The 17542-nt window shown below is 42.5% G+C and carries 15 protein-coding genes and 1 riboswitch; of the genes, 1 reads left to right on the top strand and 14 read right to left on the bottom strand.

Going from position 1 to position 17542, the window contains the following annotated elements:
• Positions 1 to 41: 41 nt before the first annotated feature.
• The 5 genes from C0966_RS16365 to C0966_RS16345 form a co-directional block, all read right to left on the bottom strand.
• On the bottom strand, positions 42 to 1868 hold the full coding sequence (locus C0966_RS16365) for an APC family permease (RefSeq protein ID WP_274856721.1): 1827 nt from the start codon (positions 1866 to 1868) through the stop codon (positions 42 to 44).
• 410 nt (positions 1869 to 2278) lie between these two features.
• Positions 2279 to 3112, bottom strand: a complete 834-nt coding sequence (locus C0966_RS16360; protein WP_274856720.1) for a MetQ/NlpA family ABC transporter substrate-binding protein — start codon at positions 3110 to 3112, stop codon at positions 2279 to 2281.
• Positions 3113 to 3190: 78 nt separating this feature from the next.
• Entirely contained in the window at positions 3191 to 4396 is a 1206-nt protein-coding gene (locus C0966_RS16355; protein WP_342456751.1) for an acyl-CoA dehydrogenase family protein, read from the bottom strand.
• Positions 4389 to 6377 carry an AMP-binding protein gene (locus C0966_RS16350; RefSeq protein WP_274856718.1) on the bottom strand — a complete coding sequence of 663 codons (1989 nt, stop codon included), beginning with the start codon at positions 6375 to 6377 and terminating at the stop codon, positions 4389 to 4391. Before C0966_RS16350 ends, C0966_RS16355 begins: the two co-directional genes overlap by 8 nt.
• Position 6378: 1 nt before the next feature.
• Positions 6379 to 7545 carry an acetyl-CoA C-acyltransferase gene (locus C0966_RS16345; RefSeq protein ID WP_274856717.1) on the bottom strand — a complete coding sequence of 389 codons (1167 nt, stop codon included), beginning with the start codon at positions 7543 to 7545 and terminating at the stop codon, positions 6379 to 6381.
• A 173-nt stretch (positions 7546 to 7718) separates the two neighbouring features.
• Positions 7719 to 7826, bottom strand: a riboswitch (SAM riboswitch).
• Between the two features lie 231 nt (positions 7827 to 8057).
• Here C0966_RS16345 and C0966_RS16340 point away from each other — a divergent pair.
• Positions 8058 to 8390: a hypothetical protein gene (locus tag C0966_RS16340; protein WP_274856716.1), complete on the top strand. Its 333-nt coding sequence runs from the start codon at positions 8058 to 8060 to the stop codon at positions 8388 to 8390.
• 112 nt (positions 8391 to 8502) lie between these two features.
• Here C0966_RS16340 and C0966_RS16335 read toward each other — a convergent pair whose 3' ends face one another.
• The 9 genes from C0966_RS16335 to C0966_RS16295 form a co-directional block, all read right to left on the bottom strand.
• Positions 8503 to 9972, bottom strand: a complete 1470-nt coding sequence (locus tag C0966_RS16335) for a nicotinate phosphoribosyltransferase (protein WP_274856715.1) — start codon at positions 9970 to 9972, stop codon at positions 8503 to 8505.
• Between the two features lie 523 nt (positions 9973 to 10495).
• Positions 10496 to 11410, bottom strand: a complete 915-nt coding sequence (locus C0966_RS16330) for a diacylglycerol kinase (RefSeq protein WP_274856714.1) — start codon at positions 11408 to 11410, stop codon at positions 10496 to 10498.
• Positions 11411 to 11673: 263 nt separating this feature from the next.
• Positions 11674 to 12504, bottom strand: coding sequence for an undecaprenyl-diphosphate phosphatase (locus tag C0966_RS16325; protein WP_274856713.1), 831 nt, complete (start codon positions 12502 to 12504; stop codon positions 11674 to 11676).
• Positions 12505 to 12629: 125 nt separating this feature from the next.
• Positions 12630 to 13577 (bottom strand): hypothetical protein, encoded by a 948-nt coding sequence (locus tag C0966_RS16320; protein WP_274856712.1) that lies wholly within the window; start codon positions 13575 to 13577, stop codon positions 12630 to 12632.
• A gap of 103 nt (positions 13578 to 13680) precedes the next feature.
• Complete coding sequence (locus C0966_RS16315) at positions 13681 to 14739, bottom strand: hypothetical protein (RefSeq protein WP_274856711.1); 1059 nt, start codon at positions 14737 to 14739, stop codon at positions 13681 to 13683.
• Positions 14736 to 15248: a hypothetical protein gene (locus tag C0966_RS16310; protein ID WP_274856710.1), complete on the bottom strand. Its 513-nt coding sequence runs from the start codon at positions 15246 to 15248 to the stop codon at positions 14736 to 14738. Before C0966_RS16310 ends, C0966_RS16315 begins: the two co-directional genes overlap by 4 nt.
• Complete coding sequence (locus C0966_RS16305; RefSeq protein WP_274856709.1) at positions 15245 to 15811, bottom strand: sigma-70 family RNA polymerase sigma factor; 567 nt, start codon at positions 15809 to 15811, stop codon at positions 15245 to 15247. Before C0966_RS16305 ends, C0966_RS16310 begins: the two co-directional genes overlap by 4 nt.
• Positions 15812 to 16122: 311 nt before the next feature.
• A complete protein-coding gene (locus tag C0966_RS16300; protein WP_274856708.1) occupies positions 16123 to 16989 on the bottom strand; it encodes a fructosamine kinase family protein in 867 nt (288 codons plus the stop codon).
• The gene (locus C0966_RS16295; RefSeq protein WP_274856707.1) at positions 16986 to 17456 is read right to left on the bottom strand and encodes a low molecular weight protein-tyrosine-phosphatase; all 471 of its coding nucleotides are present in this window, start codon (positions 17454 to 17456) and stop codon (positions 16986 to 16988) included. Before C0966_RS16295 ends, C0966_RS16300 begins: the two co-directional genes overlap by 4 nt.
• Between the last annotated feature and the right edge of the window lie 86 nt (positions 17457 to 17542).

Genomic DNA, 17542 nt, shown 5'->3' with positions numbered 1-17542 from the left:
AAAAAAGGCTTCTTTAAAAACGGTGCAAAAGATCCAGCATTTTATTTTTTTAATCGATACGGTACCGTCGTGACAATCACATTTTTTTGATAAAGGAGGTATAACCTCAAAAGTAATCCTGATTGATTATGCAAGATATCGTGCCATCTTTTCTTTGTGATGAACTGAGGTATTAACACTGTTAGAGTGTGATTGTTTTCCTCAGCTTTTTCCTCGGCTAAATCAAGAAATCGGGCAAGTGGTTTCATTACACTTCGGTATTGGGAATACAGGGTTACGAGGCGAATATCAGGCTTCCATTCCTTCCACTTTTCCTCCATCCGTTTTTCGCTTTCACGGTCAAAGGCGACATAAACGGCAATAACTGTGTCCCCAATTAAGCGGGCGTAGTTCAATGAATTTTCAACCACTTTTGTAATCCCTGCAACCGGAACAATCACTACATTCCCTTCCAGCTTCAGAGGTTCCTCATTTTGATTGATCCTGAGCTGTTCTCCCACAGCTTCGTAATGGCTTTTAATTCGATGAAACAAAAATACAATGACCGGTAAGAAAACAAGCACAGACCAAACTTGAGAAAACTTCGTCGTAAAGAAAATGATCACGACAGTTAAGGAAATAAGGGCTCCAATTAAATTAACGGTCAGCTTATATACCCATCCTGCCGGCTTCTCTCTCAGCCATTTGACAATCATGCCTGATTGCGAAAGAGTGAAAGGAATAAAAACCCCAACTGCGTATAACGGAATGAGATGTTCTACTTCCCCTCTAAAAGCAATAATCAGGAAAATGGATGCGATGCCCAGGGTGATAATTCCATTGGAATAGCCAAGCCTGTCTCCGCGAATTAAAAACATTCTCGGTATATATTTATCTGAAGCCAAGTTAACGGCCAGCAGCGGGAAAGCAGAGAAACCGGTATTTGCTGCGAGAACTAAGATAAGAGCCGTAGTTCCTTGAATGAAATAATAGAAAAGATTTCTTCCAAAGACTTCTGATGCGATTTGGGAGACAACGGTTTCTTCAGCTTTCGGTGCTATTCCCAGCCAATAAGCAAGAAACGTAATGCCTGAGAAAAGAATTGCAAGGATAACTCCCATCATAACTAATGTATTGGCTGCATTTTTTGCTGCAGGTTCTTTAAAGTTTGGGACCGCATTCGAAATCGCTTCTACGCCGGTAAGGGCTGAACAACCGGATGAAAAAGCTCTTAGCAGCAAAAATAAACTAATCCCGGGAACAGCTGTGCCGATCGGTGTATGTAAATCCGCCGGCACTTGACCAGTGAGTATTTTCCATGTTCCTACACCTATTAAGAGTACTAATGCGAAAACAAATAAATAAACGGGATAGGCGAGAATCGAAGCAGATTCCGTAACACCCCTAAGGTTTAAAATCGTGATAAAAACAACTAATAAACAAGCGATGATTACCTTAAAATCGTGTAATCCCGGAAAGGCGGATGTAATGGCATCCGTTCCGGCTGAAACGCTCACGGCTACGGTTAAAATATAATCTACTAACAACGAACCCCCCGCAATAAGCCCGGGATTTTCCCCAAGATTGCTCCTTGAAACGATGTAAGCGCCGCCCCCGTGGGGATAAGCATAAATAATTTGCCGGTAAGATAAAATCAAAGCAGTTAATAGAACTAATACGCCTATCGCAATTGGAATTGAATACCAAAACGCAACAACGCTTATCGTCGCTAAAACAATTAAAATTTGTTCAGTGCCATATGCAACTGAAGAAAGGGCGTCTGACGACAAGACGGCAAGAGCCTTTAATTTATTTAGTTTTTGTTCTCCTAATTCACTTGTTTTGAGAGGCTTTCCAATCAGGACCTTTTTGAACATTGATAAACGCATAGCAACACTCCTGTTTCACAAACAGAATTCATGAATAAGTATGTAAATAGTATGGAGATATATCACTCAATTAATGAGTACTGTAATATGGTATTTTTCTTATTTATTCCGTTTAGAGGGAAAAACGGTATAAGATATGTATTGAATAATTAAATCACTCAGCAAATATACCCCTGAAAAAGTGTTTTGTAAAGTGAAAATTTCATTATATGGTAATTATTTGTGACAGTAACATTTTAAAAGCAAAAAAATACAATGGTTTTTTAACTTTCAATTAAAAAAGAGGCTGAACCATAAGTGCCCGGCTCCCGTAAGCAGTTACTAAATATTGCAGAAACGATATTTAGCAGCTAAGGGTGCCTGACTCTTATTTTTGGGTCAGCCTCACAAAATTTTTAAATATGGTCCAATTATTTCATCCAGTCCGGCCAAACGTAACCTTCATACTTTTCGTTTTCCTCATTTAATTTTTTAAATTCTTCTGATTTATAAGCTTCTATAATGTCTTTGACGAATTGGGCGTCTTTATCTTTCCCTCTAACCGTAACTCCTATCATATAATGGGGAGGAGTTTTTTCCAATAAGACGGCATCTTTCAACTTAAACCCGGACGAAATAGCGAAGTTTCCATTAATAAAAGAGTAATCGACATCTTCAAGCGCTCTAGGAAGCTGCGCAGGTTCAAGCGGCTTAATGACGATTTTTTTGTTATACTTGGCAATATCTTTTTCAGACGCTTTTGTCGGATCTATTCCTTCTTTTAAGGTGATCCAGCCGAGCTGTTCAAGCATGATAAGAGCGCGCGCCTGGTTTACCGGGTCGTTGGATGTCGCTACGGTAGTTCCTTCCTCGACTTCGTCTATCGATTTATGCTTTTTGGAATAGATTCCAATCGGGGCTGTCGGAACTTTGATCACCTCGACGATATCCAAGTTTCTTGATTTAGCAAACTCCTTCATGTAGAGCTCGTTCTGAAACACGTTTGCGTCAATCGATCCTTTATCAAGGGCGATGTTCGGCTGAACATAATCATTAAACTCAACGACTTCGACCTTATATCCTTTTTTCTCAAGGTAAGGCTTGATCCCCTCAGTTACCTGGTCGCTGTATGGCCCTGCTGTAGCACCGATTTTAATCTCCTTTTTCTCAGTACCATTTGCTTGTTGATCCGAGCCCGAGCATGCAGATAAGACCATGGTAAACACCAGCGCGACTGCAAAAAATACTATTTTATAAGTTCTCATTTCTTTTCCTCCTTTTTCAATTGAAAGTCATGTGTTTAATACCGGATTTTCCACTTCAAATCGATTATTTACTTTACTTTATTTAAAATTTTGCAATGCTTGTTTTGCGAGCAAAGAAATAACTGCATCATCCATCGGCGGATTGTGAAGCCCTGTCCTGACATCCCTGTAAAAACGCTGAAGCGGGTTGGATTTTTGCAAGCTTCTTGCCCCTACAATCCTCATCGCTAAATCAACCACTGCATTGGCGCTGTTGACTGCGATATGTTTGGCTGCCGCCAGTTCTCCGGCCATTCCTTCACGTTTGTCGGGTTCTGTATCCCAGCGCCGTGCTACAGAGTATAGAACGTTTCTTGCTTTTAAAAGCTCCAAATCCATTTCGCCAATTTTCCTTTGCACCTCTGGAACATTTTTAATTGGACTTTGAAGACTGTTCGGCTGATATTCTGCCGCAAAAGTAACCGCATAATTTCTGGCCGCAATCGCAACTCCGAGATAGCAGGCCGGAATATGAAGCAGCCATGCCCTCGAAGTCTTAGCATTCGGATTATCTAATTGATCCAATTCTACAAGCGCATCCTCCGGCAGCTCGACCTGATCAAGCACAAGGTCATCACTCCTCGTACCGCGCATCCCGAGCATATCCCAGTTTTCTTCCACACTGACTCCTTTAAGCCGATGATCAACCAAAAAGGAGCCGACCTCACCTGATTCTTCGATCGTTGCTGTTACTAATGAATAATCAAGGCCAACGGCCATTGACGTAAACGACTTTCTTCCTGTGATTATCCACTTGCCATTCTTTTTAACTGCGGTAGTTTGCGGTTTGCCGCCTCTCGTTGGACTTCCTGTTGCAATCTCTGTGGCCGCACGGTTAATCAACACCTTGTTTTGCACAACTTCGCGGCAAATCCATTCAAACTTGGCGCTTTCCCATGTCTGCCTTTCCCTGAGGTCGTAAATAACCCCAACGTGCCAGCCAATACATAAAGCGGTCGAAGCATCACCCTGGGCGATCCTTTCCTGCAGCAGGAGAAATTCGTAAAGCGAAATTTCTTTGCCTCCAAATTTTTCGGGAACGGAAAGAGAAACATAGGAGGAGTCTTTCAGATCCTGAAAATTTTCAAACGGAAACCTCCCCTCTTCATCGATTTCTGCCGCCCTCGTTTGAAAACGATCTGCAAGCACCGCTGCCTGGCGAAAAAGAGCTTCCTGGCGTTCATTTTGAATAAAAGGCCTAGACAATTCTTCAGATAGATCGATTTGTTTACGTTCTTTAGCCAATATACTCAATTCCCTTTCCCCTTTCGGTAATTTCCTTTAGCGCTTCGCTGTTTTTCAAGGTCGAAATATCCCCCGGCGACTCGCCGAGATACGATGATTTGATGACCCTTCTGGCAATTTTTCCGCTCTGTGTATATGGAAGCTCTGAAACGATATGGACTTTATCCGGCTTCAAGGCTTTCCCGAGAGAGCGTTCTGCATAAGTTTGCAATTCTTGTTCCAATTCAGGGTGTAAAGACTCGCGATTGTGTAAAACGGCAAAAACGACAGGAACTTCTCCTTTGACCGGGTGCGGGATTCCGACTGCTGCCGCTTCCTTTACAGCTTCATGAGCCGTTACCGCTGCTTCGATTTCTGGGGGGCCGATCCGTTTCCCGGCCACCTTGATTGTGTCGTCGGAACGTCCAAGCAAATACCAGAATCCATGGCGGTCCACTGCGGCAAAATCACCGTGCGCCCAAATTCCTTTCCACTTAGACCAATAGGCTTCTAAATAGCGTTTATCATCGTTCCAGAATGATTTCGTCATCCCTACAAACGGAGCCGTTATGGTTAAATCCCCGACTGCATGGTCCACTTTTTCTCCGCGGTCATTGACAACGCCGGCAGCCATTCCAGGTATTGGCCCATGGAACCCGCATGGTTTCAGTGGAAAAATGGGATAGGTGCCTAAAATTCCTCCTGACACTTCTGTACCTCCTGAATAATTAATAATCGGGCACCGCCCGTTCCCGACTTTTTCTAAATACCAGTACCATGCATTCGGATTCCACGGTTCCCCTGTCGAGCCAAGAATCCGTAGAGACGGAAGATTAGGCACGTCAACATCTTTTGTCATCAGTGAGCGGATGAGAGTAGGAGAAATCCCAAAGATTGAAACTTGATGGCGTTCGATTAATTCCCAGAGCCGCCCCTCATGAGGAAAATCCGGGCTCCCATCATAGAGGATAACTGTTGCGCCGTGCACTGCGGCACCGAGCAGCAGCCACGGGCCCATCATCCAGCCAAAGTCTGTCAGCCAGAATATGCGGTCCGTTCTTTTTAAATCGAAACAAAAATACAAATCTAGCGCGCTCTTTAACGGAAATCCTGTATGTGTATGAACGGTTCCTTTCGGCCGTCCGGTCGTACCGGATGTATACAAAATCATGAAAGGATCATCGGAATCGACGAATTCGGTCTCAGTCGCCTGGGATGAATGGTTTCTAATTAACTCCTCATACCATATATCTTTACTCGGATTAATGGCAATGTTCCTGTTTAAGCGGTTCACAATAATGACTCGCTGCACCGATGGAGCCAGCTCAATTGCCCGATCAGCTTCCTCCTTCATCTTGACGGTCTTTCCACGGCGATAAAAACCGTCGGCTGTGATCAATACTTTTGCTTCTCCGTCAATCAGCCTTGATGCGACGGCCTCGGCCCCGTATCCTGAAAACACCGGAATAACAACCGCACCAATTTTTGCACAGGCAAATAAAGAGATTGGCACTTCCGGAATGGGCGGAAGGTAAATCCCGATGCGGTCTCCTTTAGAAACTCCAAGGGATTTAAGGGCAGCTGCAAGCTCATTTACTTTTTCGTTTAGTTCTTTGTAGGTAAAAGATATCGAGCAGCCATCTTCTCCTTCCCAGATCAATGCAATCTTATTACCTCTTCCAAGGCTGATCTGTTTTTCAATGGTGTAATAATGAAGATTGGTTTTTCCACCTGTAAACCACTTTGCAAATGGAATGCCTTTTTCTGTATTCAAAAGTTGTTCATACGGCTTTCGCCATGGTATTTCAAGCTCTTCAAGCACGCTTTCATAAAACCATTCAGGGTTCTGTATCGACTTTCTGTGGAGTTCTTCGATGTTAGGGATACTATGTTTTTTCATGAATAATTGGATGTTTGCATTTTCAATGAGTGTTTTATCAGGATACCACACCGGATCTTGCTGGTTGAGGAAATCAAAAGTTTCTTGAATATTTGCTGTCATGTTACCACCTCTCCGGAACTTCTACTAGGACTGCTGTTCCCTGGCCGCCCCCGCCGCAAAGTGCCGCAATTCCCTTTCCGCCGCCGCGCCGTCTTAATTCATGAACAAGAGTTAAGAGCAGCCGGAAACCGGTGCCTCCTAAAGGATGGCCGATAGCGATCGCTCCGCCGTTAACATTCACTTTTTCGTATGGAATCCGGAGCTTTTTGCAGCTGGCAATTGCCACACTGGCAAACGCTTCGTTAATTTCAAACAAGTCAATATCATTAACCGCAAGCCCCGTCTTCTCGAGGACTTTTTCAATTGCCAGAGCCGGTTTTAAATGGAGGCTCGTATCCGGACCCGCAATATCTGCCCAACCGATAATTCTTGCAAGAGGTGTGTATCCATGTTTTTCAGCAAGCGTCTCACTTGCGACAATTCCGGCACTTGCTCCATCTGACATTTGCGATGCGTTTCCTGCTGTAATCGTTCCATCTTCTGTAAAAACGGGACGGAGTTTCGCTAATCCTTCAATAGTGGTGTTTGGGCGAATGCCTTCATCTTCCTTTACCAATTCTTCATTTACGTATACAGGAGTGATTTCTTCCTGCAAACGGTTTTCTTTTAATGCTGAAAAAGCCCGTTGCTGTGAAAGGCATGCATATTCATCTTGTTCCTTTCGAGTGATTCCCAGTTCTTTGTTTTTCTTGTCAGTCAATACACCCATTGATTCGTTTGAGAGGGAGCACCATAGGCCGTCATTGATTAATGTGTCCGTAAACTCTGCTTTTCCAAGCGGGACACTTTTTCGCAAGTTGGCTGTGTGCGGAGCGTTCGTCATCGAATCATAGCCCCCTACTATGAATAACTGCCCTTCCTGTAAAGCAATCCGGCGGGCAGCATCCGATACGGAAGCCAATCCGGCAAGACAAACATTATTAAGCGTAATGGCAGGTACCGAAAGATCCACTCCCGCCTCTACGGCCACTTTTCGTGCCGGGTTTTGTCCTTCTCCGGCCTGAATTACTTGGGCAAGCAAAACTCCGTCTGCCTTTTTCGCTTCCGGAATCCGGCGAAGCAATTCCTTAACTGCGACGGTTCCCAGCTGTTTAGCTGTTACATCTGCGAGTTTTCCTCTAAATTTTCCAAATGGGGTGCGGACTCCTTCTAAAATTACGGTTGCCATACTCTCTTATCCTTTCCTGTTCAATTAATGGGTTATAAAAATTGTCCCCTAACCAAGAGGGTTTCGCACTAATCCAAAAACCTTATCCGGCGCCGAATTCTCATGGTACTATTATTATCAATAAGAAAAGCCTCTTTCATTCTGAAAGAGGCTACTGTTTTCCGTTCTGTTTCACCTTATCTTTCAGAATGAAAATCTCATTCTGCAGGATTTGGCACCGTTCCGTAAAGGAGGTTGCCGGACGTCATAGGGCCTGTTCCCTCGGTCACTCTTGATAAGAGTCTATTTTATTTTTTAACTTTCTTGATAGTTTGAATATTAAAACCCATTTGCGCTATTGTCAACTTAATTTTTTGCCAACAAAAATATAGAGAGCGTTTACATCATTGGTATTGTAAGGAAAAAAATTTTTTCTTTTCTGCGTTAATTTTTCAAGCCCTTTTCAGTGAAGTGTGTGCTTTCGCTCCTTTTTGGCGATAACAGTAATAATCAAAATGGAACGGAGGTTTCATATGCAAGGCATTTTTTTCATTAATGAGAGGAAAAGATTATTTGGCTTATCAATCAATGAAAGCATCCAGCTGCAGAAAGAGGCACTTTTCGATTTAGCAGAGAATAAAAAGATCCAAATGGTCAAGCTTAATCCCTATCAACTTTATGACCATTACACCATTCCGCATGCTCTTTTATATGATTTAAAGTTGAACAAACCGAATCTTGATTGCCTGGTAATGTACTCACCGGAAGTGATAGAAGATTATATTCATCTTTATCCCGCCCGGTGGATTTTGCTAAAAAGTTATTTTAACGAAATGATAACTGCCAGTTCCTGTACGAACTCTTAATTAATGATTAGAAAATCAGGAGGGAACAGGCCCCTCCCGTAAACATATAGACAAACTCTAAAAATCCATTCTATAATATTGTCATCGTCGAAAGAATCCAGACCCTTTCCTTTTAACTTTCCGTCATTTTCTTAACCTTCTCGCGGACTTCTGCGATGTTTCGTACTTTGTTCTCCCAGCACTTTTGGCTCAAGTCAACCGGATATACCTCAGGATTCATCGTGCGTTTGTATTCATCCCATAGCAAAGCGAGGTTTTTCCGGACATACTCGCGTGACTCTTCAAGGCATGGCAGCTCATAAACAAGCTTGCCGTCTACATAAATGTCTTCATGCAAATCTTTTGCGATAAAATTAGTGACTGATTTGCTTATGTACCGATGGACCGGATGGAACATTTTCAGGTGGTTTTCCTGTTGTGGATTCTCATCCTCCAGCGCAATGTAGTCCCCCTCTGCTTTGTTGCTGACAGTATTAATGATTCGATAAACTTTTTTTAGTCCGGGTGTCGTCACTTTTTCAGGATTGGATGAAATTTTGATTGAATCAACCATGTTACCGTTTTCATCTTCGATAGCGACAAGCTTATAAACAGCTCCTAGAGCAGCCTGATCGTAGGCGGTGATCAACTTCGTACCGATTCCCCAGCTGTTGATCTTCGCACCTTGGGACTTCAAGTTGCTGATCGTATATTCATCAAGATCGCTTGAAGCGACAATTTTCGTGTCATGAAAACCGGCTTCGTCGAGCATTTTGCGTGCTTCTTTCGATAGATAGGCAAGGTCGCCGCTGTCGAGACGGATCGCTCTAAAATTAATTTTATCTCCAAGCTCTTTCGCCACACGAATTGCATTCGGCACGCCTGAATGAAGCGTATCATACGTATCAACAAGGAAGACACAATCTTTATGAGCCTCCGCGTATTTTAGGAATGCAGTATACTCATCTTTGTATGCCTGCACCATAGAATGAGCAAGAGTTCCGGCAACAGGGATGCCAAACAATTTTCCGGCACGGACGTTGCTGGTTGAATCAAAGCCGGCAATATACGCCGCTCTTGTTCCCCAGATGGCTGCGTCCATTTCCTGTGCTCGTCTCGTACCGAACTCCATTACTTCTTCATCTCCGACAACTTGCTTGATACGGGCAGCCTTTGTTGCAATCAGCGTTTGGTAGTTCACGATATTCAAGAGGGCCGTCTCAATCAGCTGCGCTTCAGCAAGCGGAGCGTCAACCCTGAGAATCGGCTCATTCGCGAAAACCAATTCTCCTTCTTTCATGCAGCGGATGTTTCCGGTAAAGCGCAAGTCCTTTAAATAACTAAGAAAATCCTCACTAAAACCGATTTCTTCCCGCAAATATTCAATATCGCTATCGGTAAAGCGAAAATCTTGAATATATTGAATTATTCGCTCCAATCCGGCAAACACAGCATATCCGTTTCCAAACGGCTGTTTCCGGAAAAACATTTCAAATACCGCTTTCCGGTTATGGATGTTATCGCGCCAGTATGCCTCAACCATATTAATCTGATAAAGATCGGTATGCAGTGTCAAGCTGTCATCATTGTAAATTTGTTTCACTTTTTTCCCTCCAACCACATTGTCCACATTGTCAAGATATTCCCTTTTCTGCAAGCGAATTTGTCTCTTAAGAGCATTCCCCTATTTTTCCTGCATTGAAACTTTCGAATGGAATATTTCCCAGAATAGCAATTGCCTTCATTTCCCTTTATTATATGCTAAAAGACCTTACGAAAAAAAACAATACGCCTCTAACGCCAATTGAACTTCTGCATACTATATCTACCGATTTTAAATGATAGGAGATTTTTAGAACTAGAGTTCGTGTAGTATTTTATCATATTAAGAGTATTTTTGTAATTAAAAATATTGCAAAAATACAAAAAAGTGGCATGCACCTTTCTCTTTTCGGAGAATTGAAGCGGGGGATGAATGGCAGGGAAATAGAAAAAAGAGATGAGACCGGGAGGAGAATTCCCGGTACCATCTCATTTACAACATTTATTTACATAAATTTTACAAGCACTTTCTTGTCAAATACTTCCCAAATAACGTTAAATAAAATGAGGGCCTGGCCCCCTTTTTATAATGGACGGTCTTGCGGACGAATTTTTTCAATTGGCACAAATACTTCGAAATGCCGGTACAGGTTTTCAAATTCCGCCGGAAGTAATCCACCGTATTCTCCGTCAAGGTTCAATTGCATTTTTTCTTTGGAATGCACCTTAACCCGGTTTGCTTTTGTGTAAATAACATTTTCATCATTTAAATGTTCTCCGCGTATCGCCAATGTTGCGATCCGGATAAAATCAGCAAGATTGATTTTTTTCAGGATTATTAACGTAAACAATCCGTCATTAATGGATGCGTCAGGAGCCAGCTTTTCAAAACCGCCGACAGAATTCGTCAAGGCCACAAGGAACAGCATCGCCTCCCCTTCAAACAGCTTACCGTCATATTCGATGCTGACTTCTGTTGCCCGAATGGACGGAAGCATCTCGATCCCTTTTAAATAATAGGCGAGCTGTCCAAGCACTGTTTTCAGCTTGCTCGGCACTTCATACGTCAACTCTGTCAGCCGGCCGCCCCCGGCGATATTAATGAAATAACGGTTATTCATTCTTCCGATATCGACTGGAATCGTATCACCTTTTACAATAATATCTGCCGCCGCCTCGACGTCCCGCGGAATATGTAGAGCCCGGGCAAAGTCATTGGTTGTTCCCACCGGAATAATCCCTAGCTTTGGCCGATATTCCTGTTCCGCCATCCCGTTTACCACTTCGTTGATCGTGCCGTCTCCGCCGGCAGCGATGACAATATCGTAGCGGCGCTCCACCGCGGTCCTTGCTGCTTGAATTGCATCACCCTCGCCGGTCGTTGCATGGCAGGACGTTTCATAACCGGCCATTTCTAGCTTTTGCAGCACTTCCGGAAGGTGCTTTTTAAACAATTCACGGCCTGAAGTCGGATTATAAATGATTCTTGCTCGTTTCATACCCATCATCCTATTAATAAAATTACTTATTAGGTTTCATAAATAACACAGAACTTCTTATGGACTGTTCTTAAACATTGTCGGTTTCATGATACACACTTATACCCTGTTCTACCGGACATAATCATATACCTTTTTCAGGCATTTTTCCAAAGAAAAAGCATTTATTAGCGATTATTAAGAACATGACAGATCATACATTACTTTATATATAGACGAAATGAACGAAAAAAAAGATACCATTTTTCGAAAAAATTGTTTGATTAAAAATAAACAATATAAATAACGAGAGCTAAAAGTATCCGATAAATCGCAAACGGTACGAGTTTAATTTTTCCAATAAGCTTTAAGAAAAATTTAATTGAGATCAAAGCAAATACAAATGCACTAATAAAGCCGGCAATAAAAAACGGCATGGCATCGAACGAAATATACTCAATGTTTTTCAATAATGAAATCCCGCTGGCACCGGCCATAATCGGCACTGCCATAATAAACGTAAAATCAGCGGCAGCCCGGTGGCTCAACCCTGTTAAAACGCCTCCGGAAATCGTCGCACCGGAACGGGAAAATCCAGGCCATAAAGACAAGCATTGAATAAGCCCTATTGTTAAAGCTTGCTTATATGTAATTTGATCAACAGTGTGAACTTTCGGGTTTTTCCCGCCGAATACATCAGCAATAATCATCAAAAAAGCACCAAAAACCAAACTGATTAACACACTGCCAGTCGTAAATAAATGTTCATCAATATAATCTTCAAATAATACTCCTAACACACCTGCAGGAATTAAGCCGACGATCACATGTGTTAACTTTAGTCGCCCCTGCTCTTCAAAGCCTACTTTGTTGCGGCGGCCCAAACCTAATAAATCAATAAATCGGTCCTTCATAGCGACCACTACAGCTAAAATCGAGCCGAGCTGAATGACAACTTTAAACGTATTTGCTCCATATCTTGTTAAAAATTCCTCTGATTTAAGCCACATATCATCCACAATAATCATGTGGCCCGTCGACGAAACAGGTATAAATTCTGTCAATCCTTCTACAATTCCTAAAATAATCGCTTTTAAAATCGTAATGAAATCCATAGTGCTACGTTTCTCCTCGTATTATTCTCTAAAACAAAAACCGGGAGCAGCTTTTTTACTCCCTTTCTCTAAAATCATGCCATAGTCCAAGTGGAACTGCAAAATATAACCTATGCCGGCAACGGTTACTGAACAGAAATAAGGCTTACACGAAAAGCGTTCATAATTTGTAAGCTGTGAGTCCCGTTTCCGAGCTTAAAAGTGCCGTTTTGATACGGTTCTTCGGAAAATCCTTGTTCAGCGCCCTCTTTGGCGGCTCGTTCACTCTTGTTTTCTTCAACCTGCCACTGATGATGCGCGCTGTACAATTCTTGGGCACCTATTGCTGATAATAAAACATCGCTGTTTTTCTGTAAATGCACGAGAACATCTGAGGCACTGTCGACGCTCCAATCGCTCATCAGTGTGCGCGGTTTTAACGTAATCGAATTGTCCTGTCCGATTACTTCCAATTTCACACTGGTTGGAACAAGAAGCGTTGCATTTAATGTCGCAAACCGATCGAACATCCCAGATTCACTCGGAAGGCTGATCACATTGACATAAAGAGAATCTCCTTTTTGCTGAACAGATAAATAATCCTCTGTTTTTTTCACTAGTTCTTCCTTTTCACCGGTCCAAGCCCGGTATGTGCCGAACATCGATACTTCTTTTTCATGCGTGCCCTCTATCGTGATCGGATACCGGTCCGTTTGAACGACAATCCTTTTTACATCAGGACCGACTTTTTGTGAATACTCAGGGAGTTGAAATGTTTTTTCTTCCCGTGCCAGCATTTCCTCTACTTTATCGATTATACCTGTTGAGCTTAAAACCGCAAAACCAATTCCAACCATTCCTAAAACGCCGATAAAGATAATACTGAGAAAATCGTATTTTAAGAAAGGTTTTTCCTGGCGGGAGATAAAAAGGTAAACGAGTATTTCCAGCCCGAGCACGATCAGAATGAACGGCCACCAAGACACCATGATATTCATTACATCATAGCCCATCCATTGGAACAAGAGGAGCAAAATACCGAGAAGAAGAAGGGATGCCCCCATTGAAATTGTGCCAACACGCCACGTTCTCATTTTGCCACCGCCCTTCTTTTTCCTTTTTTGCCGAAAAGAAGGGTGATCCCTCCGCCAATCATTGCAGCACCGATCAATTTTTTCATCATTCCCCGTTTCTTTTTCATTTTGTTGCCTCCCCGTCTTTTGTTTTACTGCCAAAAAGCAGTTTCAATCCCCCGCCAATCAGTAAAATGCATACAACCACCATTTGGAAATAACGGTCAAACCAATATGTCAAATCAATGTCAATCACATCATGCAACATTGGCGAAATCGCCGGGATCACAATATTCGTCGTTAAGTAGTAAAGCCCTAAAAGAATGAGCCCGATCCCGATCCATCTCTGGTGATTCACAAAATAGGAAATAATCGGGGTATCATCGATTGGCCCTTCTCCATATTTTGATGCCTTTTGTAAACCGTCAAAAAAGCTGTAAAACCAAATGATCGGAATGAAAAACAGAAAGATCCCGAGGCGCAAAATATCCAAAATATAAATCGAGAACAGAAACGCAGCCATCAGCTGAATTCCACGGCGTTGGTAGCCGAGATAAAGATGGCCCGCCCCCGGAAAAATGGACAAAAATGTGGCAATGGCTTTGCTTTTTCTCCCATCTTCACGTCTTGTTTCAAAGTCCTCTAATATTGTCCGATCTACTAGCTGTTCTCCGCGCTGTTTTTTATTCAGCTGCTGCATCGCATCAAAAAAACCGTAAACCCAGATCACCGGCAATATGGCTAAAAATACGAGAAACTCGCTCCGTTTTGAAAGAATGGCGACAAAAAATATCATTACAGCTAGTCCGAGAAACGTTGCCAGATACGATAGTCCTCTGTTCATTAAACCGAGTTGAAAATGGCCAAGTCCGGGAACAAATGAAAGGATGATCGTATAGAAACGGGTTACTTCTTGATCGTTTTCTCTACTTTGTTCAACTGAACGATTTTGTTTTGAGAAAACAATCCAAAAATCAATGAAGCTGATCATGTAAAAGAAAATGCCAATAAACGCCACAGCGATATATTCGCCGTTATTGGACATCAGAATCAATAAAAGCGCAAGAAAAACCGGTCCCGCCGATGCCAAAAGATAAAATATCCCCCGAAATACTTTCCCTAAATAAATATGTCCAAGCCCCGGTATTACAGATAGTAAAAATGCAATTGACGGCTTTCTCATTCATTATTCGCCTCCTTGATTTTTGCGTCAAAATTGTCCATCCAAGCAAACGTTTTGTCCATAATCCCTTCTGTTACCGAAGGCTGTTTTTCTTGGATGTGTGTTGTTCTTACTTTGTCAGTATAGTTTGTAATGGACTGAAAAACCCCGGTTGCCATTAACAGCAATGTCATTGCCGCTGCCAGGAAGTAGTGGAAAACAGCTGTATCGTAAAAAGGCTTTGCTTTTTTTCTTCCTTCGTCAATCGGAATTGGCTGCCCGGCTTTCCTAGCCGGTTCCAAATCTGGTTCCGCTTCTTTCATTTTTCCGATTTCGGTCATAATTCGATCGGTAAAATCTGATTCACTGGAAATCATAGGAAGTTCATTTTCATGTTCAGTAACCGCCTGAAGGTAAATATCTAAGCACTGGTCGCACGAATAAAGATGATCCTCTAACTTCTCCCGGACATCCTCATTTAGTTCATTTTTTATGTATTTCTCCCATTCTTCATAAGGAAAATGTGTCATGAAAAATCGTCCTCCTTCCAATGCTTTTTCATCCAGTTGCGGGCCCTGTAGAGCTTTGTCTCGATCGTCTTCACATGAACCTGCTGTTCCTCTGCCATCTGTTGATAGCTTTTTTCGTCTATATAAAAACCGTATATGACATCCCGGTAATTTTCCGGAAGCTCGTGAAGCCTTTGCCTCACAAGATTTCGCTGTTCCTTCTTAATTATTTTTAATTCGACGCTCTCTCCCGGAGTCATTTGATCAATCGCATCGATGATCTCCTCCCGGCGCCTGTCCATCTTCCGTTTTACATCAATGGCATGATTAGCGGCAATCCGCATGATCCAAGTTTTAAGACCTTGATTTTCATAGTTGGGGAGAGAATGATAAATTTTTAAAAATACTTCTTGGGCAGCGTCTTCTGCTTCTCTTTGGTCTCTTAATATAGCAAAAATGGTCCGGAACACATCCGTGCGATATTTCTCGACTAAAAGACTGAAAGCATGGTCACTGCCTTCTTTTATTTTTTGAATCAGAACCTCGTCGCTGATCTCTCTCCCCTCCTTTCTTGCAGCTTTCACCTTAATAGACGAAAGTTTTTTAGGTAATCCCTACAGGGGAAATGATTTTTTTTATTTTTATTTCTATATGGTTTTATCAATCACATAAAAACCTATAATCTGCAGAAAAAACAAAAAAAGAAACTGCTGCTGCAGCTCCTTTTTTCATTTTTCCTTTTCAGTAGCTTTTATCCAATTTTTGGAGTTTTACAAATGGAAAAAAGTTAATATTATCATAAAATAGATGAAAAGTAGACGATTCAGGAAATCTCCAGTACAGTGTCGAAGAATTAACCATATTATTCTATTTCTGTACTTCAGGTATGCTCCTCTTAGCCTACATAGTATGTTAAAATGCGATCCACAGCCGGACCGTAGGATTCACCGAACAGATTCAAGTGCACAAGCAAGTAATACAGCTGATAAAGGGGGCGAACTTCCTCATAGTAATCGGATAATGGCTGGACATCCCGATAAGCGGCATAAAAACGAGGGGAAAAGCCTCCAAACAGTTCGGTAAAAGCAAGTTCAAACTCCCGTTCTCCATAGAAGACAGCCGGATCAATCAGATAAGGTTCTCCCCGTGGGCCGGCCAACCAGTTCCCGCTCCACAGATCCCCGTGCAGAAGGACAGGCTGGTGATAATCGGGAACCCATTGCTCAAGTCTGTCATGCAGCTTTTCAAGCCTTATTTTTCGTCCTGTGGGGAGTCTCCCTCTTTTATCGGCTAATTTTGCTTGAAATCCTAAGCGCTGTTCTCTTAAGAAACGAGTCCAGCTCTTTTCCCAGCCATTAGGCTGTGGCAGCCTGCCAATATAGTTGTTTTCAGCCAATCCATAGTGCGTATGGGTGTGCTGATGTAATAATGCAAGGCCATGCCCTAAACGGGATTCCGCATCAGGTGCCGGCTCCCCTTTAACCCATTCCATGACGATATACCCGTCATCGGCTGATGAGGGGCTGACATGATATACCTTTGGAACAGATAAAGCGCCTGCTTGTCGTAAAAGGTTTAGTCCCTCAGCCTCTTTCTGAAAGAAATCCTCAGGAGCCTTATCGTTCATTTTAATAAAATAGACACCATTGGCTGTTTTCGCTTGAAAGGCCCGGCTGATATCACCACCGGAAACAGGTGTCACCTCATTCAGTGCTGATTGGTCTCCCATTTCATGCAAAATGGCCTCTACTTTATGTATCATAGCTGCTCACGCTGCTGGATATGGCGCAGCAAATGCTCGCAACTATTATTAATCAGCTCATACACATGCTCAAAGTTTCCCGTATAATAAGGATCGGGTACATTCAGAATGTCACTGCCGGGGAGAAGTTCCAGCAAACGGACAATTTTAGAATGGTGCTCCTCCAGAGCCAACTTCTTCAAATGGCGGACATTTTCCTCATCCATGGCGATAATATAATCAAACTCTTCCAGATCTTCCGAGCTTATCTGCCTGGCTGTTATGCCAGCATAGTCAATGTTGTTCTCAGTGAGAATCCGTCGGGTGCCTTCATGAGGGGGCTTCCCCACATGCCAGTGGCCAATTCCAGCCGAATCTATAGAAATTTTATCCTCCAGTCCTGCCTCTTTAACTTTATGTCGAAAAACTGCTTCAGCCATTGGTGAGCGGCAAATATTCCCCAAACAGACAAACAGTACTTTAACCATGTTTGACCTCCTTTCAATCAAAAGTATCTTTGCTTTTGTAGCGGAATTTTTTTGTGTTTGCAATTTTAAAACACAAACATAACAAA

It is taken from the genome of Bacillus methanolicus, from assembly GCF_028888695.1.
GTDB lineage: Bacteria > Bacillota > Bacilli > Bacillales > Cytobacillaceae > Bacillus_Z > Bacillus_Z methanolicus_B.
Note: the sequence above shows the minus strand (reverse complement) of the source record. Positions and strands in the feature narration are given on the sequence as shown.

Bases quoted from the DNA above. Each gene is read 5' to 3' on its own strand.
- C0966_RS16345 (WP_274856717.1), bottom strand. From the start codon at position 7,545: ATGGCAACCGTAATTTTAGAAGGAGTCCGCACCCCATTTGGAAAATTT.
- C0966_RS16300 (WP_274856708.1), bottom strand. From the start codon at position 16,989: ATGATACATAAAGTAGAGGCCATTTTGCATGAAATGGGAGACCAATCA.
- C0966_RS16350 (WP_274856718.1), bottom strand. From the start codon at position 6,377: ATGACAGCAAATATTCAAGAAACTTTTGATTTCCTCAACCAGCAAGAT.
- C0966_RS16315 (WP_274856711.1), bottom strand. From the start codon at position 14,739: ATGAGAAAGCCGTCAATTGCATTTTTACTATCTGTAATACCGGGGCTT.
- C0966_RS16330 (WP_274856714.1), bottom strand. From the start codon at position 11,410: ATGAAACGAGCAAGAATCATTTATAATCCGACTTCAGGCCGTGAATTG.
- C0966_RS16295 (WP_274856707.1), bottom strand. From the start codon at position 17,456: ATGGTTAAAGTACTGTTTGTCTGTTTGGGGAATATTTGCCGCTCACCA.
- C0966_RS16360 (WP_274856720.1), bottom strand. From the start codon at position 3,112: ATGAGAACTTATAAAATAGTATTTTTTGCAGTCGCGCTGGTGTTTACC.
- C0966_RS16365 (WP_274856721.1), bottom strand. From the start codon at position 1,868: ATGCGTTTATCAATGTTCAAAAAGGTCCTGATTGGAAAGCCTCTCAAA.
- C0966_RS16325 (WP_274856713.1), bottom strand. From the start codon at position 12,504: ATGGATTTCATTACGATTTTAAAAGCGATTATTTTAGGAATTGTAGAA.
- C0966_RS16310 (WP_274856710.1), bottom strand. From the start codon at position 15,248: ATGACACATTTTCCTTATGAAGAATGGGAGAAATACATAAAAAATGAA.
- C0966_RS16340 (WP_274856716.1), top strand. From the start codon at position 8,058: ATGCAAGGCATTTTTTTCATTAATGAGAGGAAAAGATTATTTGGCTTA.
- C0966_RS16320 (WP_274856712.1), bottom strand. From the start codon at position 13,577: ATGAGAACGTGGCGTGTTGGCACAATTTCAATGGGGGCATCCCTTCTT.